At 62.1% G+C, this 22,847-nt stretch carries 19 protein-coding genes; 7 read left to right on the top strand and 12 right to left on the bottom strand.

What is annotated here, in order from left to right; all coding sequences use genetic code 11:
- The first annotated feature begins 5 nt into the window (after positions 1-5).
- From asnB to JQ624_RS23420, 3 genes are read left to right on the top strand one after another with little or no spacing between them, the layout of a single operon-like run.
- Positions 6-1,949, top strand: coding sequence for an asparagine synthase (glutamine-hydrolyzing) (gene asnB, locus JQ624_RS23430; RefSeq protein ID WP_212421274.1), 1,944 nt, complete (start codon positions 6-8; stop codon positions 1,947-1,949).
- Between the two features lie 25 nt (positions 1,950-1,974).
- Entirely contained in the window at positions 1,975-2,793 is an 819-nt protein-coding gene (locus JQ624_RS23425; RefSeq protein WP_212421273.1) for a bifunctional 2-polyprenyl-6-hydroxyphenol methylase/3-demethylubiquinol 3-O-methyltransferase UbiG, read from the top strand.
- Between the two features lie 9 nt (positions 2,794-2,802).
- Positions 2,803-4,473: a hypothetical protein gene (locus JQ624_RS23420; protein WP_212421272.1), complete on the top strand. Its 1,671-nt coding sequence runs from the start codon at positions 2,803-2,805 to the stop codon at positions 4,471-4,473.
- 315 nt (positions 4,474-4,788) lie between these two features.
- Here the strand turns inward: JQ624_RS23420 and JQ624_RS23415 are convergent, their stop codons facing one another.
- Complete coding sequence (locus JQ624_RS23415; RefSeq protein ID WP_212421271.1) at positions 4,789-6,015, bottom strand: phenylacetate--CoA ligase family protein; 1,227 nt, start codon at positions 6,013-6,015, stop codon at positions 4,789-4,791.
- A gap of 92 nt (positions 6,016-6,107) precedes the next feature.
- Between JQ624_RS23415 and JQ624_RS23410 the strand changes: the two genes are divergently transcribed.
- Entirely contained in the window at positions 6,108-7,268 is a 1,161-nt protein-coding gene (locus JQ624_RS23410) for an AGE family epimerase/isomerase (protein ID WP_212421270.1), read from the top strand.
- Between the two features lie 125 nt (positions 7,269-7,393).
- Here JQ624_RS23410 and JQ624_RS23405 read toward each other — a convergent pair whose 3' ends face one another.
- The 6 genes from JQ624_RS23405 to JQ624_RS23380 all read right to left on the bottom strand — a co-directional run bounded on the left by JQ624_RS23405 (position 7,394) and on the right by JQ624_RS23380 (position 14,465).
- Positions 7,394-8,233, bottom strand: a complete 840-nt coding sequence (locus tag JQ624_RS23405; protein WP_212421269.1) for an ABC transporter ATP-binding protein — start codon at positions 8,231-8,233, stop codon at positions 7,394-7,396.
- Positions 8,234-8,410: 177 nt separating this feature from the next.
- The gene (locus tag JQ624_RS23400; protein ID WP_212421268.1) at positions 8,411-9,691 is read right to left on the bottom strand and encodes an ABC transporter substrate-binding protein; all 1,281 of its coding nucleotides are present in this window, start codon (positions 9,689-9,691) and stop codon (positions 8,411-8,413) included.
- Positions 9,692-9,745: 54 nt separating this feature from the next.
- Positions 9,746-10,819, bottom strand: a complete 1,074-nt coding sequence (locus JQ624_RS23395) for a branched-chain amino acid ABC transporter permease (protein ID WP_212421267.1) — start codon at positions 10,817-10,819, stop codon at positions 9,746-9,748.
- Positions 10,820-10,825: 6 nt separating this feature from the next.
- Positions 10,826-11,719, bottom strand: coding sequence for a branched-chain amino acid ABC transporter permease (locus JQ624_RS23390; protein ID WP_212421266.1), 894 nt, complete (start codon positions 11,717-11,719; stop codon positions 10,826-10,828).
- Positions 11,716-13,647: a long-chain fatty acid--CoA ligase gene (locus JQ624_RS23385; protein ID WP_212421265.1), complete on the bottom strand. Its 1,932-nt coding sequence runs from the start codon at positions 13,645-13,647 to the stop codon at positions 11,716-11,718. Before JQ624_RS23385 ends, JQ624_RS23390 begins: the two co-directional genes overlap by 4 nt.
- Positions 13,644-14,465 (bottom strand): ABC transporter ATP-binding protein, encoded by an 822-nt coding sequence (locus JQ624_RS23380; RefSeq protein ID WP_212421264.1) that lies wholly within the window; start codon positions 14,463-14,465, stop codon positions 13,644-13,646. The genes JQ624_RS23385 and JQ624_RS23380 overlap by 4 nt, the downstream gene beginning before the upstream one ends.
- 305 nt (positions 14,466-14,770) lie before the next feature.
- On the opposite strand from JQ624_RS23380, the gene JQ624_RS23375 reads away from it, so the two are divergent.
- Positions 14,771-15,445, top strand: a complete 675-nt coding sequence (locus JQ624_RS23375) for a Crp/Fnr family transcriptional regulator (protein WP_212421263.1) — start codon at positions 14,771-14,773, stop codon at positions 15,443-15,445.
- A gap of 52 nt (positions 15,446-15,497) precedes the next feature.
- Here JQ624_RS23375 and JQ624_RS23370 read toward each other — a convergent pair whose 3' ends face one another.
- The 5 genes from JQ624_RS23370 to JQ624_RS23350 all read right to left on the bottom strand — a co-directional run bounded on the left by JQ624_RS23370 (position 15,498) and on the right by JQ624_RS23350 (position 20,490).
- Complete coding sequence (locus JQ624_RS23370) at positions 15,498-16,193, bottom strand: ABC transporter ATP-binding protein (protein WP_212421369.1); 696 nt, start codon at positions 16,191-16,193, stop codon at positions 15,498-15,500.
- Positions 16,193-16,942 carry an ABC transporter ATP-binding protein gene (locus tag JQ624_RS23365; RefSeq protein ID WP_212421262.1) on the bottom strand — a complete coding sequence of 250 codons (750 nt, stop codon included), beginning with the start codon at positions 16,940-16,942 and terminating at the stop codon, positions 16,193-16,195. Before JQ624_RS23365 ends, JQ624_RS23370 begins: the two co-directional genes overlap by 1 nt.
- Positions 16,939-18,240 carry a branched-chain amino acid ABC transporter permease gene (locus JQ624_RS23360; protein ID WP_212421261.1) on the bottom strand — a complete coding sequence of 434 codons (1,302 nt, stop codon included), beginning with the start codon at positions 18,238-18,240 and terminating at the stop codon, positions 16,939-16,941. Before JQ624_RS23360 ends, JQ624_RS23365 begins: the two co-directional genes overlap by 4 nt.
- Positions 18,237-19,184 carry a branched-chain amino acid ABC transporter permease gene (locus tag JQ624_RS23355; RefSeq protein ID WP_212421260.1) on the bottom strand — a complete coding sequence of 316 codons (948 nt, stop codon included), beginning with the start codon at positions 19,182-19,184 and terminating at the stop codon, positions 18,237-18,239. Before JQ624_RS23355 ends, JQ624_RS23360 begins: the two co-directional genes overlap by 4 nt.
- A gap of 70 nt (positions 19,185-19,254) precedes the next feature.
- Positions 19,255-20,490, bottom strand: a complete 1,236-nt coding sequence (locus JQ624_RS23350; protein WP_212421259.1) for a branched-chain amino acid ABC transporter substrate-binding protein — start codon at positions 20,488-20,490, stop codon at positions 19,255-19,257.
- Between the two features lie 320 nt (positions 20,491-20,810).
- On the opposite strand from JQ624_RS23350, the gene gmd reads away from it, so the two are divergent.
- Positions 20,811-21,896, top strand: a complete 1,086-nt coding sequence (gene gmd, locus JQ624_RS23345; protein ID WP_212421258.1) for a GDP-mannose 4,6-dehydratase — start codon at positions 20,811-20,813, stop codon at positions 21,894-21,896.
- Positions 21,877-22,821, top strand: a complete 945-nt coding sequence (locus JQ624_RS23340) for a GDP-L-fucose synthase (RefSeq protein WP_283816947.1) — start codon at positions 21,877-21,879, stop codon at positions 22,819-22,821. The genes gmd and JQ624_RS23340 overlap by 20 nt, the downstream gene beginning before the upstream one ends.
- Positions 22,822-22,847 lie beyond the last annotated feature (26 nt).

Below are 22,847 nucleotides of genomic sequence, written 5' to 3'. Positions count from 1 at the left end.
CAATCATGTGCGGCGTTGCGGGAATCTATTTCGGCGATCGCCGCCTTGCGCGTGAGGAAACTGTTCGCGCCATGGTGGCGGCCCTGCACCATCGTGGCCCGGACGACAGTGGAATCCTCATCGCCCCGGGAATAGCGCTCGGCCACGCCAGGCTCGCGATCAGGGATCTAAGCCCTGACGGACGGCAGCCTTTCACCGACCCCTCGGGGCGGATAATCGTCAGCTACAATGGCGAGATTTACAACGACCGGGAGATCCGGGCCGAGCTGGCGCGCGACTTCGGATTCACGTTCCGAACGAGTTGCGACACCGAGGTCATTCCCCTGGGCTACCTTGCGTGGGGAGACCGGATTTTCGATCGACTGGAGGGCATGTTCGCGGTTGCGCTATGGGACTGCGATGAGCGGCGTCTGGTACTGGCGCGGGACGGCGTCGGCATCAAGCCGCTCTATTTTGCCGAAGACCGCGGCGTGGTTCGCTTCGCGAGCGAGATCAAGGGCATTTTCGCCGAGCCGGCTCAGCCCCGCGAGTTCTCAGCCCAGGGACTTCATGCCTTCTTCGCGATGGGTTACGTCGGCCCTCGCGACACCACGTTTGAGGGCGTGCACCAAATCGCGCCGGGAACCGTTGTCAGCTACTGCGAAGGCAAGCGGACCGAGCGGCAATTCTGGCGACCGACAAGGACGGCTGAGATCACCAGTATGGAGGACGCGACAGTCGAGCTTGAACAATTGTGGACCAAGGTTGTTTCCGATCAGCTGGTAAGCGATGTTCCCGTCGGCGTGCTGCTAAGCGGGGGCATCGACAGTACGCTCGTCGCTTTGGGCGCCGACCGGTCGGACGGCAAGCTGCCGATGTTCACCGCGAGCTTCGCTAACCAATCATTCGACGAGACGCCGCTCGCCCGGAAGGTGGCCGATGCGATCGGCGCCAAACTTCATTCCGTCCCAATCGAGATGCGCTCCGATCTTGGCGAACGGCTGGCGACGGTCGTCCATCACTATGATGGTCAGTCCTGCGACGAGGCTTCGCTGGCGCTGCTCCTGCTTTCGCAGGAAGTGAGGAAGGATGTGACGGTGGCGCTGACAGGCGATGGCGGCGACGAGTTTTTTGCCGGCTATCCGACATATGCCGCGTCTAAGTGGGCGGCCCGTATCGGCCCGCTTTTGCCGTCAAGCGCCTGGACCCAAGTCGGCCAGTTGTTCTACCGCTTCGGAGCGGCAGGACAAAAACGCCTTCCGCTATCGGCCGTTGCATCCCGCTTTGCTTTCGGCATGGCTAGCGGTCCGCATGAGGCGCATGCCTGCTGGCGCCGCTACGTCCCGCAATTCATGCTTTCCAAACTTTACGGGAGCGCACTGCGCCCTCTTCTCGACGAGGATCCGTTCCATGGCTATAAGGCCGAAATTGCAAGCGCGGAAGGCGACCTCATCGATCGTTGTCTGCTCGCCGATCAGCGCTGGCACCTTCCTGGTGGGCTTCTGCTGAAATCGGACGCCATGAGCATGGCCCAATCGCTTGAATTGCGGGTGCCGCTTCTCGACCGGCGGATCATGGACTTCGCAGGTCGATGCCATGCGGATCTGCTGCTTTCAAGGCATGGAGAAAAGAAGGCCCTGTTGCGGCGGCTCGCCCGGCGGCTGAATGCTCCCGAAGCCGTCACCGAAGGGGCCAAGCGCGGCTTCAATGCACCGCTGGCCGGCCTGCTGCGCCAGGAGCTGCGGCCCACCGCCGAGAGAATTTTCGAACGCGAAGCAGACGTCCTTGCTCCCTTCATCATACCGGACGAGGCGCGGCAGCTTTGGCGGGAACACGCCGAGGGTCGACGGGACCATTCCTATGCGATCTGGCCCATCCTGCATTTCGGGATCTCCAGGACATTGTCGCGCAATGTGGTATCCACCCCGGCCACATCCGCTCACCTGAAGATGCTCGACGTCGGGACGTGAGGATGAAAAGGGACGTATCAGAATAATGCAGCAGGATCCGGGGACAAGAAACAGCGATCGCGATCAGACGATCAGCGACTTCGGGGAGCAATGGACCCGCCATACGGAGAACCCGGATTACTACGGCAGCGTCGAACTGTTTGCAGATATCATCGCGCCGTTTCTGACAATCGAAGATATCAAGGACCGCAAATGCGCCGACATCGGCTCGGGTACCGGGCGGATCGTCCTGATGATGCTCGCCGCCGGCGCAGCGTCGGTGGCCGCCGTCGAACCGAGCCGGGCCTACGACGTGCTGGTCCGCAACACCGCCCATTCCGGCGAGCGGGTACGCTGTTTCAATGTGACAGGCGAAGCCATTCCAAGGGATGATTTCGACATCGTGCTGTCGATCGGAGTGCTCCATCATATTCCGGAGCCGGGGCCCGTTGTGCAGGCTGCCTATGAGGCACTACGGCCGGGCGGCCAAATGCTTGTTTGGCTGTACGGCCGCGAAGGCAGCCGCGCCTATCAAAGCATCTTCGTTCCAGTGCGCATGATCACGCGAAACTTGCCGGTCGTCGTCAACGAAACTTTGTCGCGGATGCTTTACCCGATGGTTTTGGTATACGCGGCTCTCACGCGGCTGATCCCGGCATTGCCTCTCTCAAACTATCTATCGAACGTCTATATGCGCTTTCCGCCTGCCGAGCGTCGTCTCGTTATCCTCGACCAGATCAATCCGCGGTGGGCCAAATATTATTCCCGCGATGAAGCCGAAGCCTTGCTTCGCGACGCAGGATTCCGCAATGTGTGGTTGCATCACCGGCATGGCTACTCGTGGACGGTCTGCGGATCGAAATAGGATGTGAGAATGAAACCGGTGATCGACGCCTTGGCGAACTGTTTATTGGTGTTTGCCGTCAGGGCAGGCCCAATCGCTTGGGTCATTATTTGGATCGGCGCAGCGGGCCTCGCGACGCTGACCCACCTAGCTTTTTTGGTCGCGTGGCCCGATCATTTTATTCACGAGGATAGCTCCGCCTATCTTTATGGGGCTCAGTCTATTCTGACGGGCCAATACGTGGCCGATGCTGGTAACCGACCGTATGGTGTCGCATTTTTGTTAGTTCTTCTTTCCAGATTGTTTACACCCAACATTCTGGTGTTTGTCGCGGCGCAGCATGCGATGTCCATCATAACGGCAATCCTCATTGCGACAACGGTGCGCTTTTCGGGAGCACCGCGCATCTTTTCGCTGCTCGCTTTCTTGTTGGTCGCGATCTATCCGCGCACAATTCACTATGACAACACGATAGGAGCCGAGACACCTTCAGTATTCCTGATGAGCTTGGCTGCCTTCATCGCTTCGGGGATCGTGTTTCGAAAATGGCCTCCTTTCCTGTCTGCAGCAGGAATTGGATTGAGTCTTGGGGCCATGATGGTTTGTCGGTCGGCAAGCATAGGATCGGCCGTAGTGGTTCTATTATGGCTTACGGCATTCCTGAACACTCGACGAGCGCGCCGTCTTGGTATCCTCGCCTTGGCGGCAAGCATTACCACGGTGGTGTATTTCGCCCCAACTACAGTTAACCGGCTCATAGGAAAAAGTTCAGCGGCTAACGAGAATCTTGCCGTTATGTCATTCCTCGTTGGCTATTCGGCCGATTTCGACCATGGGGTTCATCTCGACCGCAAGGCACAAGCCCGAGCATTTGTGAATGCGAAACGTGCTGCCGATGGACCGAATGGGTGGGCCGACACCGACAAATATCAATGGCCGCTCGAAGCGGTAGCTCACATGCGTAAGCCGAACGAAAGCAAGGCAGATTTCGAAAGTGTCGTCCGGGATATCTTTTTCGAAACTCTGACAAGTCCTTCGACTCTTTGGCGCCACCTCTCGAGGCATTTTGTCCGGGAGATCTTCTTTCTACTGTTTGACGGAAGTTTTGTCGCATTCCGTGTGTCTAGCCCGCAAGGGTACGAGTTTTTCGTCCACCGCGAGCCCTTCCCTATATTCGGCAGTCCGACGGGGCTCAAGCATGGACAGCTAATATACGATAACTATTCGCCGCCCCAGGCGTTGCGCTGGCTATTGCCTTCCGCCGGCAAATTGCAGTCGTATCTAGATGCCTTGTTCAGCTTGGGTTATGCGCCGCGCGGTAATCCGACACCGCTTTGCTGCGGAGTCACGGTCTCGAGTGAATATGACTTTCATGCGGGATCAATTCGGTGGCTTTCGACTGCGACCCTGATCCTGTTGATATTGCTGCTTGCCGGGGAAGTCGCAGGTCGGTCAGAGTGGCTTCCACCATTGCCCAGGAATCTGGTTGCTGGTGGCGCATTGATGATACTGCTCGGGTTGGTCAATGCGGCGGTCCCCGCATTCCTAGTGTACGGACTCCATCGGTATGGATACTATGTCACACCGCTTCTGGCCGGTGCCACCAGTGTTCTTGGTGCTGTGCTGTTCGACCGAATGAGGCTGGTGGCCGGAAATTTGCGTCGACGTAACTGTGCCATGCGCATCCTCGTCAAGCACTAGACTCGATGCGTTCCACACAGGCGGACCTTGAGCTCGCGTCAAAGGTCTGGGGCGTCGAATGGCGCGCCAAGCAGTTGGCGGATACCAATCAATTGCCGAAATGTTCGATCTAGACTAGCGGCATTTTCTCAATTGCCTCGCTGTGGGTCAAACGCTGGCGTTGCCTTCACACTGCTGCTCGGTTTGGAACGAGTCCTGAAGACGATCCTGCCGCAGCCGGATCGACGAGACCTCTCTAGCTGTTGTCAATTTTCTCCTCGCCGCCTGCAGGAGCGTCAAGCCGCTGATGGTTGCGGGTTGGGCCAGCACTCCAGCCTAGCCGCGTTCGTCCGCGATCACCTTGCCGTCGTTCGGCAGCGAGCCCGCAGCGACCAGTTCGACATTGCCGCCGAGCTTCGTCACGGAGCGCAGGCTTGCGACGAGTTCGTTCTGCAGGTTTCCGCCCGGCGAAGCCGTCTCCGCCTTCAGCGTCATCAGATCGCTCTCGCCAGAGCGAGTGACCACGAGGCGCAGCCGCCCGAGTTCAGGATGGCGCTTGCCGATCTCGGCGACCTGCTCGGGGCGGACGAACATGCCCTTGACCTTGGTGGTCTGGTCGGCGCGGCCCATCCAGCCCTTGATGCGCATGTTGGTGCGCCCGCACGGGCTCGTTCCCGGCAGTGCTGCCGTGAGGTCGCCGAGCGCGAGCCGGATCCAGGGATGCTGTGGGTCGAGCGAGGTGACGACGATTTCGCCGACGTCGCCGGGCGCTACGGGATCACCGGTGCCGGGACGTACGATTTCCATGATGAGGTCCTCGTTGACGACCATGCCATCGCGCGCCGGCGTCTCGAACGCGACCATGCCGAGGTCGGCGGTGCCGAACGCCTGATAGGCATCGATGCCGCGCGACTTGACCTCGTCCTGCAACGATTTCGGAAAGGCTGCGCCGGAAACCAGCGCCCGTTTGATCGAGGAGACGTCGCGCCCGGCGCTGGCGGCGGCGTCGAGCAGGATCTTGAGGAAATCAGGTGTCCCGCTGTAGCCGACCGGGCGATAGGCCTCGATCAGTTCGAACTGCTGCTCGGTGTTGCCGGGGCCGGCCGGAATCACCGCGCAGCCCAGCGCCCGCGCCGACGCATCGAAAATGAAGCCGCCGGGGGTCAGATGGTAGCTGAAGGTGTTGAGCACGACGTCGCCGGGCCGGAACCCGGCCGCGAACAGCGCGCGCGCGCCGCGCCAGGGGTCGGCGTGAACAGGCTCGGGCTCGAAGATCGGCCCCGGCGAGGTGAACAGTCGCCCGAACGACCCCAAAGGGCTGGCCACGAACCCGCCGAACGGCGGCGCGGCCTTGTGCAGGGCAGGGAGTTCCGACTTGCGCAGTACCGGCAGACGCGCCAGCGCGGCGCGGGTGGTCACGGCGGCCGGATCGATACCCCTCAGCCGCTCGGCATAGGCCGGCGCGGCCAGCGCCTTGCGCAGGACGTCCGGAAGCCGGGAGAACAGCTCCGCCTCGCGTTTGGCCGGCTCGCGCGTCTCGAGCGCGTCGTAATGATCCGTCATGACGAATTCCCCAGGTTAGGGTCGATTGCGCGCCGCCTCTGACGTGGTATCAGACGGCGGCTACCGGTTTTGCTGATGTTCCAGGGGACGCAATGGCTGAAGGACACACCGCTGCGGCGGCAGATGCTGGCGTTTCGGCCGACATCGTCGGGAAGCTCAAGCTTCGCATGATCGACCACTGCCTGCCGCTGTGGTCGACGGAAGGCTGGGACGACATAGCGGGCGGGTTTGTCGACCGGCTCGATTTCGACGGCCGCGCCGATGCCTTGGCGCCGCGCCGGGTGTTCGTGCAGGCGCGCCAGATCTATTGCTACGCCAAGGCGGCGCAAATGGGCTGGTATCCCGAGGGCCGCGTGATTGCGCTGAAGGGGCTGGAGCATCTTTTGAGCAAGGCGAAAGCCCCCGACGGCAAACCCGGCTTTGTCCACACGTTGAAGCCTGACGGCACGGTGCTGAATCCGCTGCGCGATTCCTACGACCACGCCTTCGTGCTGCTGGCGTTGGCCACCGTCTACGGGCTCGATCGCGATGCGCAAATTCGCGCCGAGATCGACGCGCTGTGCCATTTCATCGATACGCAGCTGCGCTCGCCGCATGGCGGGGTTCACGAAGGATTGCCGGTGTCGCTGCCACGACGGCAGAACCCTCACATGCATCTGTTCGAAGCGATGATCGCGGCGTTCGACGCGACGCACGATTTGGTGTTCCAGAACCGCGCCGGCAATTTCTTTAGCCTGTTTCTGGCCAACCTCTACGACAAGCAGCGGCAGGTGCTTGGCGAGTATTTCGAGGAAGACTTCTCGAAGATCGAACCCGTCAGCGTCGAGCCCGGACACCAGGCGGAGTGGGCGTGGCTCTTGAAGGGCTTTGAACGCATCACCGGCTGCCCGACCGGCCGCTATCGCGGCGAATTGCTGGCGTCGGCGCTGCGCTATCGCGACGAGGCGACCGGCTGCCTGATCGACGAAGGCGACGCAGGCGGCAACATCAGGCGGCATACGCGCCGGCTGTGGCCGCAGACCGAAATCGCCAAGGCGTGGATCGCGCAGGCGGAAGCGGGCGAGGCGGGGGCCGCGGATGAAGCGCGCGCGGCATTGTCGCGGCTCGAACGGCATTATCTCAGCCATCCCGTGGCGGGAGGCTGGTACGACCAATTCGATCGCGACGGCAACTCGCTGGTCGCCACCATCCCTGCGTCTTCGTTCTATCATGTTCTTTGCGCGGTCGCGGAAGCGGAACAGGTGCTCGGCTAAATGATGGGTGACGGTTCTGATGGAAACAGAACCGCTCAGTTTTTTGTTTTGACGCGTTTTCCTCACGCGAACCGGTTCCCACCCCCGGATCAATTCCGAGGGCATGCTTCGCTTGAAAACGCTGCTCACAACCACCGCTTTCGCCGCTTGAAGCTTTTCAGGTTCTTGAAGCTCTTGCGCTGGTCGCCGGCGCCGCCGAGGTAGAATTCCTTGACGTCCTCGTTGTCGCGCAATTCGTCGGCGGTGCCGTCGAGCACCACCTTGCCCTGTTCCATGATGTAGCCGTGGCTCGCGACCGACAGCGCCGCGCGCGCATTCTGCTCCACCAGCAGGATGGTGACGCCGAGGTCGCGGTTGATCTCCTTGATGATCGCGAACACTTCCTTGACCAGCAGCGGCGACAGGCCCATCGACGGCTCGTCCATCAGGATCATCTTGGGCCGCGCCATCAGCGCGCGGCCGATCGCCAGCATCTGCTGCTCGCCGCCGGAGAGATAGCCGGCCAGCCCGGTGCGCTCCTTCAGCCGCGGGAAATATTTGAACACCATGTCGATGTCGGCGCCGACCTCGTCGTCGCTGCGGGTAAAGGCGCCGAGCTTCAGATTCTCGATCGACGTCATGTCGGAAATGATGCGGCGGCCTTCCATCACCTGGAAGATGCCGCGGCGGACGATCTTGTCGGGATCGATGCCGTCGATGCGCTGGCCATCGAAGACGATTTCGCCGCGGATCACTTCGCCGTCCTCGGTCTTGAGCAGGCCCGAGATCGCCTTCAGCGTCGTCGACTTGCCGGCGCCGTTGGCGCCGAGCAGGGCTACAATCGCTCCCTTCGGCACGTCGAGGCTGAGGCCGCGCAGCACCAGGATGACCTTGTCGTAGACCACCTCGATGTTACGGACGCTAAGGAGCGGGGCGGCGGCTTGCGCCGCCGCCGCGGGACGGTTGATCACGGTTGCTTCAGTCATGTTGTCTCACCACCTCTTGCCGTCATCACCCGCCTTGTGCGCAATTGCGCACTGGAGCGGATGATCCAGTATTCCAGAGGCGCCTGCGATCGACCGAGAAGCCGCGGCGTACTGGATCCCCCGCCTTCGCGGGGATGACGACGGAGTGTTGGGGTTGCCCGGAGGCAACCCGGGAAATCACCAGCCGAGCCACTCGGGCTTGCGCGGCAGGTCGATCGTCTTCACCTTGTCCATCTTGATGCCGCCGTTCTTGACGAGATCGTTGAGCGGGGCGTCAGTCGCGCCGGCGACCTTCATGCGATAGAGATCGACTTTGAGCGTGCCGCGGTGATCGGTCTCGGTGAAGGTCGAGGGGTTGCAGATGCCTTCGCCGCCGGCGGGCACCCAATCCTTCTTCTGATAGAAGCCCTTCTTGACGTTCTCACCGGTGGCGCCGCCATTCTTGGCAGCCCATTCGACGGCTTCCTTCATGTAGAGCGCAGTGCAGACGCCGGCGATGTAATGCACGGGACGGTAGGTCGTGCCGGCCGCGTCCGACATCTTCGAGATTTCCATGAAGGTCTTCATGCCGGGCGCGTTGCCGCCCCACGCCACCGCGGTGCGCAGCGGGAACACCACGCCATCGGCGGCAGCGCCCGCGGCCTTGGCGGCGTTCTCGTCCATGCCCCAGACGTTGCCGAGGAACTGCACGTCGACGCCGGCGGCCTTGCAGGCGTTGAGCACGGAGATGTTCGAGCCGGCGGTGTTGCCCAGATAAGCGTAGTTGGCGCCCGAGCTCTTCAGGGTCAGACACTGCGCGCTGTAATCGCCGGGCGTCAACGCGAACACGATCGGCGGCAGCAGTTCGAAGCCGAGTTCGGCGGCAATCGCCTCACCGGCGGCCTTCGGCGCGTTCGGATAGGGGTGGTTCGCACCCATATGGACGAACTTTGGCTTGCCGGGCTTGCCCTTGGACTTCCAGTCCTCGGCGGCCCAGGTCAGCATGCCGCGAACCGCATCCGAGTAGCTCGGGCCGTAGAAGAAGTTGTAGGGGGCAGGCTTGGCCTTACCGCCGGCGCCGGTCGGATCGGAGAGTGCTGCGGCATAGGATGCCGAAATATCCGGGATCTTGTCCTGGGCCAGGAATCCCGTCAGCGCTTCGGTGTCGGCGGTGCCCCAGCCGAGAATGGCGGCGACCTTGTCGGAGCCCGACCATTTCTTGTACTGGGCGATGGCGCGCGGCACCTGATAGCCGTAGTCGACGGTGTCGAGGTTGACCTTGGCGCCGTTGATGCCGCCGTTCTTGTTGATCCACGCATAGGTGTCCGCGACGCCCTGTCCGAACGGCGTTCCGACGTCCGAGGTCGGGCCCGAATAATCGGTGAGATGCCCCAGCGCGACCTGGGCCTGGGACGTCGTCGCGGCGCCTGCCAGCAGGATCGCGAGCGAGGCGGTGCTCAGTAGAGTCTTCATCGTCATGGACATAATCCTCCGGTTGCTTCTCGAGGTCTTATTGTCGGTCCCGTTCCGACCTCAATGCGAGAACGGGTAGAGTTTCCAGTATGCCTTGATCTGTCGCCAGCGATGCGCGAGTCCGTCCGGTTCGAACACCAGAAAGACGATGATGATGATGCCGATCGCCATCTCGCGCAGGAAAGCGATGTTGTTCTTCAATCCCAGGAACTGGTCGATCGGACTGCCGCGCAGTGCGACGCTGAGCCATTCCATCGATTCCGGCAGCAGCACCATGAAGGCGGTGCCCATCAGCGTGCCCATGACCGAGCCGAGCCCGCCGATGATGATCATCGCAAGGAAGATGATCGAGCGGTCGATGCCGAAACCTTCGTTGGAGACGACCTGATTGTAATGCGCGTAGAGCGCGCCGCCGACGCCGGCAAAGAACGCGGCAAGGCCGAACGACAGCGTCCGGTATTTTGTAAGATTAATGCCCATGATCTCGGCGGACAGATAATGGTCGCGCACCGCCACCAGGGCGCGTCCGTCGCGGGAGCGGATCAGGTTGGTGACCAGCAGATAGCAGACGACGACATAGGCCAGCACGACATAGAAATATTGCTTATCTCCGCGCAGCGAATAGCCGAAGATCGAGAACGGCTCGGCGCTGGCCGGAACGCTGCCGCCGGTGAACCATTCGGCGCGGGCAAAGAAGTCGAGCAGGATGTATTGCGCCGCCAGCGTCGCGATCGCGAGATAAAGCCCTTTCAGCCGCGCGGCGGGCAGGCCGAAGATCAGGCCGACGGCCGCCGTCACCGCGCCCGCGAGCGGGATGCAGAAGAAGACGGGAATGCCGAACCGGTTCGAGAGATAGGCCGAGGTGAAGGCGCCGAAGCCGAAGAAGGCAGCGTGGCCGATCGAGATCTGGCCGGTGAAGCCGACGACGATGTTCAGCCCTAGCGCGGCAATGCCGAAGATGCCGATCTGGATCAAGAGACTGAGGATGTACTCGTTGACGACGTGCGGCGCAAAGCAGATCAGGACGATGCCTGATATCATGGCGTTGCGGCTGGTCGCGGTCGGAAACACCGTGGTGTCCGCCGCGTAGGTGGTGCGGAAGTCGCCGGCGGGAATCAATGTCTGGGTTGCCATGATGGTTTACACCCGCTCGATGTCTTTGGTGCCGAACAGGCCGTATGGCTTGATCATCAGGATAATGATGAGCGCATAGAACGGCGCGATCTCGTAGAGATTGCCCCAGTGCAGATACTCGCTGTCGAGAAAATGCGCGAAATTCTCCAGAAGTCCGATGATGATGCCGCCCAGCACCGCGCCGCCGACGCTGTCGAGACCACCCAAGATCGCCGCCGGAAACACCTTGACGCCATAGGCGGAAAGTCCGGCCGAGACGCCGTTGACGACGGCCACTACCACGCCCGCGACAGCGGAGACGGTGGCTGAAATCGCCCAGGCTATCGCGAACACGCTTTTCACGGAAATGCCGAGCGACTGCGCCACCTGCTGGTTGAAGGCGGTGGCGCGCATCGCCAGACCATATTTGGAGAGGCGGAAGAACCACGCCATGCCCACCATCATCGCCACCGAGACCGCAAGACTCATCAGGTAAACGGTCTGCACCTGCAGCCCGAGGATGTTGACGTTCTGGGTCTGGAAGATGCGCGGGAATGGTTGCAGGTTGACGCCGAACATCCACTTCATCAGCGCGGAGAACACCGTCGACAGCGCGATCGTCACCATGATCACGGAAATGATCGGCTCGCCGATCATCGGGCGCAGGATGACGATCTGGATCGCGATGCCGAACAGGAACATGAAGACCAGCGTAATCGGCATGCCCAGATAGAACGGCACCTGATATTTGGTGAGCAGCCACCAGCACACCCAGGCGCCGACCAGCAGCAGTTCGCCCTGCGCGAAGTTCACGACCTGTGTCGCCTTGTAGATCAGCACAAACGACATCGCGACTACGCCATAGAGCGTGCCGACCACGAGGCCGTTGACCAGAAGCTGGATCAGGAGCTGGGTGTTCATTCCGCGGCCTCCGCCATCGGCGCATCGTGGCCGAGATCGACCACCCGCAGCGTGGTGCGGATGCGCTGAGTGGTGCCGTCCTGGAAGCGGATCACGGTATCGACCGGGATATCGCTCTTGCCGCCATAGATCGCGTCGATGATGTCGGCGTATTTCTCGTTGATGACGCTGCGGCGCACCTTTCGGGTGCGGGTCAGTTCGCCGTCGTCGGCGTCGAGTTCCTTGTACAGCAGCAAGAAGCGCGAGATGCGCTGTGGCGGCGGCAGCGTGGCGTTGACGCTTTCGACCTCCTTGCGCAGCAGCGCATAGACCTCGGGCCGCGAGGAAAGATCGGTGTAGGTCGTGAACGAGATACGGTTCTTCTCCGCCCATTTCGAGATGATCGAGTAGCGGATGCAGATCATCGCCGCCAGCGTGTCGCGGCCGGCGCCGAGCACGACCGTCTCGGCGATGTAGGGCGAGAATTTCAGCTTGTTTTCCAGATATTGCGGCGAGAAGCGCTCGCCGCGCGAGGTCTCGGCGAGATCCTTGATGCGGTCGATGACCACGAGCTGCCTGTCGTTGTTGAAATAGCCGGCGTCGCCGGAGTGCATCCAGCCGTCCTTCATGTCGGCGGCCGAGGCTTCCGGATTCTTGTAGTAGCCGAGGTACATATTGGGATGACGCACCACGATTTCGCCGACGCCGTTGACATCGGGATTGTCGATGCGGATCTCGATATCGGCCGCCATCGGCACGCCGGTCGTATCCGGATCGACCTTGTCGAAAGGGTGCAGTGTGTAGGCGCCGAGCAGTTCGGTTTGGCCATAGAGGGTGCGCAGCGGCACGCCCATCGCCCGGAAGAACTTAAAGGTATCCGGTCCGAGCGCGGCACCGCCGGTCGCGGCCGAGCGCAGCCGCGTGAAGCCGAGCCGGTCGCGCAGCGCGCGGAACAGGAGCTGGTCGGCCAGCATCGAATGCTTGCCCTGCGCCAGCGCCGAGAGGCCGGCCTTCATGCCGATATCGAAGAGTTTTTGCTTGAGCGGCGAGGAGTCCATCACGCCGGCGCGCACATCGGCGGCGATCGATTCCCAGAGCCGCGGCGCGAACAGCACGAAGGTCGGTGCGATCTCGCGAAAATCGTGCATCATGGTCTCGGGCTCTTCGACGAAGTTGACCTTCATCCGGCACAGCAGCCCTTTGCCGAGCGCGTAGACCTGTTCCATGATCCAGGGCAGCGGCAGCACCGAGACATATTCGTCGTCCGGCCCCTTCGGATCGAACGCCAGATAGGTCGCGCAATGCTTGAGGACGCGTCCCGCCGCCAGCATCGCCAGCTTGGGATTGGCCGTGGTGCCTGACGTGGTGCAGAGGATCGCGACATCCTCGCCGCTTGTCGCATCGACCAGCCGGTCGTAAAGGCCGGGCTCGCGCGCGGCGCGGTCGCGACCCATCGCCGCCAGTTTGCCGGCTTCCATGAGGCGCGGATCGTCATACTTCCGCATGCCGCGCGGATCGGAATAGACGATGTGCTTGAGGTTGGGCGCGCGATCGGCCAGCGCCAGCAGCTTGTCGACCTGTTCCTCGTCTTCGGCGAACACCAGTTTGGCGTCGCCATAGCTGAGCAGATAGGCCGCTTCCTCGTCCAGCACGTCGCGGTAAAGGCCAAGGCTCATGGCGCCGATCGCATGTGTGGCGATTTCGGCGGCCACCCAGTCCGGGCGGTTGTCGCCGATGATGCCGATGACGTCGCCGCGCCCAAGCCCCAGCTCGATCATGCCGAGCGCGAAATCATGCACGCGGGTCTGATAGTCGTTCCAGGTGAAGACGCGCCACAGCCCGAGATCCTTTTCGCGCAACGCGATTTCGCCGCCGTACTCCTTCGCGTTGAGGCGCAACAGCTTCGGAAAGGTATTCGCCTCGGCGGCGCGTCCGGCGTAATCCATCATGCCGCGCTCTCCCGTGGCGCCGGCGTGTCGTCGGGGTCGACCAGGACCTCGTCCTCTTCACCGAGATAGGCGCGCTTGACATGGGGATCGGCGAGCACCGACGCCGGATCGCCCTCGGCGATCTTGCGGCCGAAATCCAGCACCATGACGCGGTGGGAGATATCCATCACCACGCCCATGTCGTGCTCGATCATCATGACGGTCATGCCGAACTCTTCGTTGAGATCGACGATGTAGCGCGCCATGTCCTCCTTTTCCTCGAAGTTCATGCCGGCCATCGGCTCGTCGAGCAGGATCAGCTGCGGCTCCAGCGCCATGGCGCGGGCGAGCTCGACGCGCTTGCGCAGGCCGTAGGGCAGGGTGCCGGCGGTGGCCTTGCGCACCGACTGCAGGTCGAGGAAATCGATGATCTCCTCCACCTTGCGGCGATGCTCGAGCTCCTCGCGCCGCGCGCCGGTCAGCCAGTACAGCGAGCCCGTGATGAAATTGTTCTTCAGGAGGTGGTGTCGCCCGACCATGATGTTGTCGAGCACGCTCATATGATGGAACAGCGCCAGGTTCTGAAAGGTACGGCCTATGCCCAGCGAGGGCCGCGCGTTCGGATTGAGGCCGGTGATGTCCTTGCCGCGGTAGAACAGCTGGCCTTCGGTCGGCTTGTAGCGGCCTGAAATGCAATTGACTATTGAGGTCTTGCCGGCGCCGTTCGGACCGATGATCGAGAACAATTCGCCTTCGTTCACGCCGAAGGAGACTTCGGTCAGCGCACGGACGCCACCGAAGCGCAGAGACACCCCGCGCACTTCCAACGTGTAAGTCACTCATTCCCTCCAGATACGGCGCTTGAGCAGCGCTCTTTATCTATCGTTTGCAATCGCATGCGATCCTACATCGGCGGTGACGGGCAAGCCATCCGACTACTGTACCAGCCGATGCCCCGCGTCACGCGTGGTAGCGTCGCACCCCCGCTGCGCCATAGGCGGCGCGTATCGAGGTGGCTCTCCTTAGGGCAATGCGATAGTTTGAAATGTCTTTTGCCTGACAATTGGTCGGGAAATTTTGCCGGGCCGTGCTTCTGTTGCAGTGCAGCACGGAAATCGATGGGGACGCGACGGTCGATGCGATCATGATTGCTGCGGATTACCTCAAGCGCATCGCGGCCTGGTCGCGCGAACTGAACGAACGGGAAATCGAGGTCGCCCGTGCCGGCATCGTGGAGAAATCCTATCGCGCCGATGAGCATATTTTCATGCGCGGCGATGCCTTCGACTACTGGACCGGCATCGTCACGGGTCTTGCCCGGATGAGTACCGTGTCGAGCGGCGGCAAGGCTGCGACTTTCGCCGGCCTCACGGCAGGCGCCTGGTTTGGCGAGGGCTCGGTGCTCAAGAACGAGCCGCGCCGTTACGACGTGGTCGCGTTGCGCGATACCAGGCTGGCGCTGATGGATCGCAACACCTTCTTCTGGCTGTTCGAGAACAGCGTCGCCTTCAACCGCTTTCTGGTCCGGCAGCTCAACGAGCGGCTCGGGCAGTTTATCGGGGCGCTGGAACATGGCCGCACGCTGGATGCGACCGGTCGCGTCGCGCGCTCGATCGCCTCGCTGTTCAATCCGATTCTCTATCCGGACATGACGCGCCATCTCGAGATCACGCAGGAAGAAATCGGAGCGCTTTCCGGTATTTCGCGGCAGAATGCCAACCAGTGCCTGAAGCGGCTGGAGAAGGAAGGCCTGCTGCGGCTCGAATATGGCGGCGTCACCATCATCGAACTCGAACGCTTGCGCCATCATGGCGAATAGCCGGGGGTCATGCCGTTCCGCGTGGATGCCGAGGCCCCCGCCGGCGTTGCGATCAGACCTCCAGCCATTCCTTGCGGATGGCGTCGTTGTCCCTGAGTTCGGCCGGCGTGCCTTCGAACACGATGCGGCCGTGACCCATCACATAAAGCCGGTGCGAGATCCGCATTGCGATCGACAGCTTCTGCTCGACCAGCAGGATGGCGACGCCGCGGCGGGCAATTTCGGCGAGGAGATCGCCGACCTGATGCACAATGAGGGGTGCCAGCCCCTCGGTCGGCTCGTCGATCATCACCAGTTCGGGGTCGCCCATCAGGGTGCGACAAATCGTCAGCATCTGCTTTTCGCCGCCCGACATCACGCCGGCCGCCGTATCGGCACGCGCGGCGAGATTGGGGAACATCTGCAGCATGTCCTCCAGCCGCCACTTGCCCGGCTTGCGCGGGTCCTTGATGCCGAGCATCAGGTTCTGCCGCACCGTGAGACCGGGAAAGATGTCGCGGTGCTCGGGAACGTAGCCGAGCCCGAGATGTGCTATCTTGTAGCTCGGCAGGCCCGCAATATTGCTGCCCTTGAATAGAATGGTGCCCTGCGGCGGAACTTCACCCATGATGGCCTTGACGGTGGTGGAACGGCCGACGCCGTTGCGGCCGAGCAGACTGACCACCTCGCCGGCGTCGATCTTGATATCGACGCCCTGCAGGATGTGGCTCTTGCCGTAATAGGCGTGCAGATCCCTGACCTCGAGCATCATGCCGCTTCCTCGCCGAGATAGGCTTCCTTGACCTTCGGATTGCCGCGAATTTCCTCCGGTACCCCCGAAGCGATGATCTGGCCGTACACCAGCACCGAAATCTTGTCGGCAAGGCCGAACACCACGCTCATGTCGTGCTCGACGATCAGCAGGGTGCGCCCTTCGGTGAGGCGGCGGATCAGCGCCACCGCGCGTTCGGTTTCGGCGTGGCTCATGCCGGCGGTCGGTTCATCCAGCAGAATGACATCGGCGCCGCCGGCGATGGTGATGCCGATCTCGAGCGCGCGCTGCTCGGCGTAGGTCAAGAGCCCGGCCGGCACGTCGCGCCGGGCGGTGAGGTTGATATCCTCGAGGATCCGCGCCGTCCGCTCCCGCACTTCCGGCAGTCTGTCGACGTTCTTCCAGAAGGCGTAGCGGTGGCCGGTGGCCCACAGCACCGCACAGCGCAGGTTCTCCCACACGCTCATATTGGCGAAGACGTTGGTGACCTGAAAGCTGCGCGACAGCCCGCGGCGGTTGATCTGATAAGGCGCGAGCCCCGAAACCACTTCGTCGCGCAACAGGATGCTGCCGGTGGTCGGCAGCATGTAGCCGCTGATCAGGTTGAACAAAGTGGACTTGCCGGCGCCGTTCGGTCCGATCAGGGCATGGCGCTCGCCCTGCGCCACCGTCAGGTTGACGTTGCGGATCACCGACGTGATGCCGAAGCTCTTCTCGACGCCGCGCAATTCGATCGCGGTGCTCATGCGGCGATTCCTTTTTCGCGCGCGACGCTGGTCGCGTCATCCCAGGCGTGCCCGACGAAGGTCCATGTCTTGCGCGCCACCCAGTAGCCGCCGACCAGCAGGATCGCCGCCATCGCCCAGACGTAACGGTTCGCCGCGTCGAAGGGGACGCCAAACGCCTTGATGTGAGTATCGTCGCCGGAGTGGACGGCATAATACACAATTATTTCGGCCGCGAGGATGAGGCCGATGAGCATGGCGAGCGTCGGCACGAAAGCGATCAGATAACTGGGCAGCACCCTGCCGAACGTACCGGCCTTCAACAGCGGGCGATGCATCATCAACAGTCCGGTGATGCCGCCCGGTGCGAACAGCACCACCGCGATGAAGATCAGCCCGAAATAGAGCTGCCACACCTGCGTCAGATCGCTGAGGCCGAGCGAAAGAATCGTGACGAAAATCGCCCCCACGATCGGTCCGATGAAGAACCCGACGCCACCGATATAGGTGGCGAACAGCACGGTACCCGACTGCACGGCGCCGAGATAGGCCGAATTGGCGATTTCGAAGTTGATGGCCGCGAGCGCGCCCGCGATGCCGGCGAAGAAGCCGGAAAAACAGAACGCCAGATAGCGGACCACATGCGGATCGTAGCCGACGAACTGAACGCGTTCGGGATTGTCGCGAACGGCATTGCACATGCGCCCCAGCGGCGTGCGGGTGAGGGCGTACATCGCGATCACCGCAATCAGGGTCCACGCCGCGACCAGGTAATAGATCTGGATTTGCGGCCCAAAACTCCAGTCGAACAGCCGGAACACCTTGGTGCGGTTGGCGGAGATGCCGGCTTCGCCGCCGAAAAAGGTGCGCAGGATCAGCGCCGACGAGGCGACCAGTTCGGCAACGCCGAGCGAGATCATCGCGAACGCCGTTCCGCTGCGCTGGGTCGAGACCCAGCCGAGCAGCACCGCGAACAGTAATCCGGTTAGTCCGCCGATCAGCGGCACCAGCGGCAGCGGGATCGGCAGCTTGTTGGCGCCGATGATGTTGATGGCGTGGATCACCAGGAAGCCGCCGAGGCCGTAATACACGGCGTGTCCGAACGACAGCATGCCGGTCTGGCCCAGCAGGATGTTGTAGGACAGCGAAAAGATGATCGAGATGCCGATCAGGCTGAACGTGGTCAGCGATCCGCCGGAGCTGAACAGCTTCGGTAGCAGCAGCAGCACGACCGCGGCCCCGACCCACAATCCATAGAATTTGAGTTTTTCAGCGGCGGTCGGATAGGGAGGTGCCACGCTCGAGGTTGTCTCGGTCATGTGTCGCGTGTCCCGAGCAGGCCCATGGGGCGGAAGATCAGGATCAGGACCAGCAATAAGTAGGGCATGATCGGCGCGATCTGGGCAATGGTTACGTTCCAGATATCGGCGAGCCAGGTCGCCGCGTAATTGGGGCTGAGCGGGCCGAAGGCGCCGGACAATGAGCCGTTCATCGATACCGCAAAGGTCTGCACCAGCCCGATCAGCAGCGAGGCGGCGAAGGCCCCGGGCAGCGAGCCCAGTCCGCCGACCACCACCACCACGAACAGGATCGGTCCGAGCAATCCGGCCATGTTCGCCTGCGTCACCAGCGCGGGACCGGCGATGACGCCGGCGACGGCGGCGAGCGCGGTGCCGACACCGAATACCAGCATGAAGATGCGTCCGACGTTATGGCCGAGATGGCCAACCATGTGCGGATGAGTCAGCGCCGCCTGCACGATCAGACCGATCCGAGTCTTCTTGAGCGTGATCAGCAGGGCCACGAAGATTACGATGGAGACCAGCAACATGAACATTTTGTAGGCGGGGTAGTTGGTCGAGAAGATCGTGAAGGCCGGAAAATCCAGCAACGACGGCACCCGGAAATCGACCGGACTCTTGCCCCAGATGATCTGCACGACTTCCTCGATCGCAAAAGCCAGGCCGAAGGTGAACAGCAGTTCGGCGACGTGGCCGTTCTTGTGCACGCGGCGCAGGCCGTAGCGCTCGACCGCGGCGCCGAGCGCGCCGGCCAGCAATGGCGCGATCAAGAGCGCCGGCCAGAAGCCGAACCAGCGGCTGATCTGGAATCCGAAGAACGCGCCGAGCATGTAGAAGCTGGCATGCGCGAAGTTCAGCACGCCGAGCATGCTGAAGATGACGGTGAGCCCGCTCGCCATCAAAAACAGCAGCATGCCGTACAGCACACCGTTCAGTGTGGACATGACGATCAGTTCAAGCACGGCGCACCGCCTGGGGAATAAGGGACGCGTCCGCCCCGGAGGTCGGGACGGACGGGTTACGCGTGAATGGTTACTTCGGTCGTTCCATCTTGCAGGTTGTCGGCAGCACGGTCTGGGCGGTATCGATCTTGGCGATGAGCTTCCAGCCCCAGCCGGTCTTTTCCTCGTCGAACGGTTCCTTTTCGGTGCGATCGCCGAGCGAGGAAATGTAGATCGGCTGGAAGAACTGGTGGTCGTCCTTGCGCATACTGCCCTTGCCGCCGTTGAAGACGTCGAACTCCATGCCTTCCAGCGCAAGCGCGACCTTGACCGGATCGATCGACTTGGCCTTGTCGGCGGCGGCCGCCAGCATGCGCATCTGGTTGACGGCGCGCGGGTAGAACAGGCTGAAGTCGTATTTCGCTCGGAGGGCCTTTTCGAACTCCTGCGACGGCTTATTGTCGAGGTTGGCGATGCCTTCGCCGACCTGGAATACCTGATGGTTGAGGTTGGCCTGTTTGACCGCGGTCGGGCCGCCGGTGCCGCCGGCGTAATAGGTATACCAGCTGACCTTGAGCCCGGCGTCGGCCGCGGCCTTCAGCAGGAGCGCGAAATCCTGGCCCCAATTGCCTGTCACCACGGTGTCGGCGCCCGATGCTTTGATCTTGGCGATATAGGGAGCGAAATCGGTGATTTTCAGCAGCGGATGCAGTTCGTCACCGACGATCTTGATGTCCGGCCGCTTGGCGCCGAGCATAGACTTGGCGGCGGTTCGGACGGAGTGGCCGAACGAGTAATCCTGATTGATCAGATAGACGTTCTTGATGGCGGTCGCGGTCTTCATGTAGTTGGTCAACGCCTCCATCTTGATGTCAGAGTTAGCATCCCAGCGGAAATGCCAGAAGCTGCATTTGTCGTTGGTGAGGACCGGATCGACCGCGGCATAGTTGAAGTACAGGACTTCCTTGCCGGGATTGCGCTCGTTGTATTTCGTGACGAAGTCCGACAGCGCGCCGGCGACCGAGGAGCCGTTGCCCTGGGTCAGGATCCGGATGCCTTGATCGATGGCCTTCTGCGCCTGGATCAGACTCTCCTGCGGATTGGTCTTGTTGTCGAAAGCGACGATTTCGACCTTCTTGCCGAGAACACCACCCTTGGCGTTCAACTCCTCGGCCAGGAACTGAAAGGTCTTCAGGCCGATTTCGCCAATGCTGGCGCCGCCTCCCGACAACGGGTCGATGTAGGCGATCTTGACCGTTTCTTGCGCGATCGCAGCAGTGCCGAACATCGGCAGTGCGATGGCCGCAGCCATCATTAGTTTACGCATGTCATTTCTCCCTTTATTGGTTTTTCTTTGGTGTAGGGTGGGCTCGAATGCCGAAATGGTCTGGATTTCAGCCGTTCGACCATCAGTTTTCACGTGAGTCGATTGTGGTCCAAGGCTCCATCTCCCGCAAGCCCGATGACGTCTGGCCGGTTGCGGGCCTCCCCCGGGACTAATTTGCTTGGGTGATGGGGGGCATGATAGGGGGCTGGGGCCATCCTGCTTGCGCCCATGGGACCGAAGTTGCCGGCTGGCCCAGCGCAATATTTGGCGGTTTGTTGTGGTCGGGCGGCTCCTGGGTCCCCGGCGTTGTTGGAGAAGAAATGGCAGTTCAGGATTCACAGCAGCGCGTGGCGCTGATCACCGGCGTTACAGGCCAGGACGGCGCTTATCTTGCCGAATATCTGCTCGGGCTCGGCTACACGGTCCACGGCATCAAGCGGCGGTCGTCCTCGTTCAACACCGCGCGCATCGATCACCTCTACCAGGATCCGCATTCCCGCAATGTGCCGTTCCTGCTGCATTACGGCGACATGACCGACTCGACCAATTTGATCCGGCTGATGCAGCAGATCAGGCCGACCGAGATCTACAACCTCGCCGCCCAGAGCCATGTCGGCGTCAGCTTCGAAAGCCCGGAATATACCGCCAACGCCGACGCCATCGGCGTGCTGCGGCTGCTGGAGGCGATCCGCATTCTCGGCATGGAGAAGGAGACGCGGTTCTATCAGGCCTCGACCTCGGAACTCTACGGCCTGGTCCAGGAGGTGCCGCAGAAGGAGACCACGCCGTTCTACCCGCGCTCGCCTTACGGCGTCGCCAAGCTGTACGGCTACTGGATCACGGTCAATTACCGCGAGGCCTACGGCATCTATGCCTCCAACGGCATCCTGTTCAACCATGAGAGCCCGATCCGCGGCGAGACTTTCGTGACGCGCAAGATCACGCGCAGCGTCGCCCGCATCGAGGCCGGCTTTGAAGAGGTGCTCTATCTCGGCAACCTCGAAGCCAAGCGCGACTGGGGCCATGCGCGGGATTATGTCGAGGGCATGCACAGGATATTGCAGGCCGACGCCCCCGACGATTTCGTGCTGGCGACCGGTGAGACCCGTTCGGTGCGCGAATTCGTCGAACTGGCGTTCGCCGAAATCGGCCGCCGCATCGAATGGCGCGGCAAGGGCGTCGAAGAGACCGGCGTCGACGCCAAGTCCGGCAAGACCGTGGTCCGCATCGATCCGGTCTATTTCCGGCCGACCGAAGTCGACCTTCTGGTCGGCGATGCCAGCAAGGCGCGTGAGAAGCTCGGCTGGCAGCCCAAAACGTCGTTCGCCCAACTGGTCAAGGAAATGGTCGCAAGCGATCTCGGTGACGCAAGGCGGGAGGTCGCCAATGGCAAGCCTTCCGTTTGAGTTGAAGGGTAAGACGGTCTACGTCGCCGGGCATCGCGGCATGGTCGGGTCCGCGCTGGTGCGCAGGCTGGCGGCCGAAAACGTCGAACTGCTGATCGTGCCCCGCAGCGAGGCCGATCTGCGCGATCAGGCCGCGGTCAACCGCTGGTTCGCCGCCAAGCGTCCGCAGGTGGTGTTTCTGGCGGCCGCCAAGGTCGGCGGTATCGTCGCCAACAACACGCTGCGCGCCGAATTCCTCTACGACAATCTGGCGATTGCGACCAACGTGATCCATGCGGCGCACGCCCATGGCGCCGAGAAATTGATGTTCTTAGGCTCGTCCTGCATCTACCCCAAGCTGGCGCCGCAGCCATTGTGCGAGGATGCCATGCTGACCGGCCCGCTGGAGCCGACCAACGAGCCCTATGCGATTGCCAAGATCGCCGGGATCAAGATGGTGGAGGCCTATCGCAGCCAGTATGGCGCCGACTTCATCAATGTGATGCCGACCAATCTCTACGGCCGCGGCGACAATTATCATCCCGAATACAGCCACGTCGTGGCCGCCCTGATCCGCCGCTTCCACGAGGCGAAGATGTCTGGCGCCAGGGAGGTCGTGGTCTGGGGCACCGGCACGCCGCGGCGCGAATTCCTCTATGTCGACGATCTTGCGGACGCCTGCATCCACTTGATGAAGACCTATTCCGCTGACGAACTGGTCAATATCGGCACCGGCGAGGACATCACGATCGCTGAATTCGCCCGCGTGGTCGCGGCTACCGTCGGCTATACCGGTGGGATCAGCTTTGACACCTCGCGCCCGGACGGCACGCCGCGAAAACTGCTCGACGTCAGCCGGCTGGCCAAACTCGGCTGGCGCGCCTCTACCCCACTCGAGGAGGGCATCCGGCTCGCCTACCAGGCGTTCCTCAGCGAGACGAAGTGACGCGGTGAACCTTCCGCCTCCGGACT

Source organism: Bradyrhizobium sp. AUGA SZCCT0283 (genome assembly GCF_018130385.1).
In the GTDB taxonomy this organism is placed as follows: Bacteria; Pseudomonadota; Alphaproteobacteria; order Rhizobiales; family Xanthobacteraceae; genus Bradyrhizobium.
This window is presented reverse-complemented; position numbering and strand designations above follow the sequence as displayed.

What these genes read in the sequence shown, in the direction of transcription:
- asnB (WP_212421274.1), top strand. Translation starts at nt 6, where the DNA reads ATGTGCGGCGTTGCGGGAATCTATTTCGGCGATCGCCGCCTTGCGCGT.
- JQ624_RS23425 (WP_212421273.1), top strand. Translation starts at nt 1,975, where the DNA reads ATGCAGCAGGATCCGGGGACAAGAAACAGCGATCGCGATCAGACGATC.
- JQ624_RS23420 (WP_212421272.1), top strand. Translation starts at nt 2,803, where the DNA reads ATGAAACCGGTGATCGACGCCTTGGCGAACTGTTTATTGGTGTTTGCC.
- JQ624_RS23415 (WP_212421271.1), bottom strand. Translation starts at nt 6,015, where the DNA reads ATGACGGATCATTACGACGCGCTCGAGACGCGCGAGCCGGCCAAACGC.
- JQ624_RS23410 (WP_212421270.1), top strand. Translation starts at nt 6,108, where the DNA reads ATGGCTGAAGGACACACCGCTGCGGCGGCAGATGCTGGCGTTTCGGCC.
- JQ624_RS23405 (WP_212421269.1), bottom strand. Translation starts at nt 8,233, where the DNA reads ATGACTGAAGCAACCGTGATCAACCGTCCCGCGGCGGCGGCGCAAGCC.
- JQ624_RS23400 (WP_212421268.1), bottom strand. Translation starts at nt 9,691, where the DNA reads ATGACGATGAAGACTCTACTGAGCACCGCCTCGCTCGCGATCCTGCTG.
- JQ624_RS23395 (WP_212421267.1), bottom strand. Translation starts at nt 10,819, where the DNA reads ATGGCAACCCAGACATTGATTCCCGCCGGCGACTTCCGCACCACCTAC.
- JQ624_RS23390 (WP_212421266.1), bottom strand. Translation starts at nt 11,719, where the DNA reads ATGAACACCCAGCTCCTGATCCAGCTTCTGGTCAACGGCCTCGTGGTC.
- JQ624_RS23385 (WP_212421265.1), bottom strand. Translation starts at nt 13,647, where the DNA reads ATGATGGATTACGCCGGACGCGCCGCCGAGGCGAATACCTTTCCGAAG.
- JQ624_RS23375 (WP_212421263.1), top strand. Translation starts at nt 14,771, where the DNA reads ATGATTGCTGCGGATTACCTCAAGCGCATCGCGGCCTGGTCGCGCGAA.
- JQ624_RS23370 (WP_212421369.1), bottom strand. Translation starts at nt 16,193, where the DNA reads ATGCTCGAGGTCAGGGATCTGCACGCCTATTACGGCAAGAGCCACATC.
- JQ624_RS23365 (WP_212421262.1), bottom strand. Translation starts at nt 16,942, where the DNA reads ATGAGCACCGCGATCGAATTGCGCGGCGTCGAGAAGAGCTTCGGCATC.
- JQ624_RS23360 (WP_212421261.1), bottom strand. Translation starts at nt 18,240, where the DNA reads ATGACCGAGACAACCTCGAGCGTGGCACCTCCCTATCCGACCGCCGCT.
- JQ624_RS23350 (WP_212421259.1), bottom strand. Translation starts at nt 20,490, where the DNA reads ATGCGTAAACTAATGATGGCTGCGGCCATCGCACTGCCGATGTTCGGC.
- gmd (WP_212421258.1), top strand. Translation starts at nt 20,811, where the DNA reads ATGGCAGTTCAGGATTCACAGCAGCGCGTGGCGCTGATCACCGGCGTT.
- JQ624_RS23340 (WP_283816947.1), top strand. Translation starts at nt 21,877, where the DNA reads ATGGCAAGCCTTCCGTTTGAGTTGAAGGGTAAGACGGTCTACGTCGCC.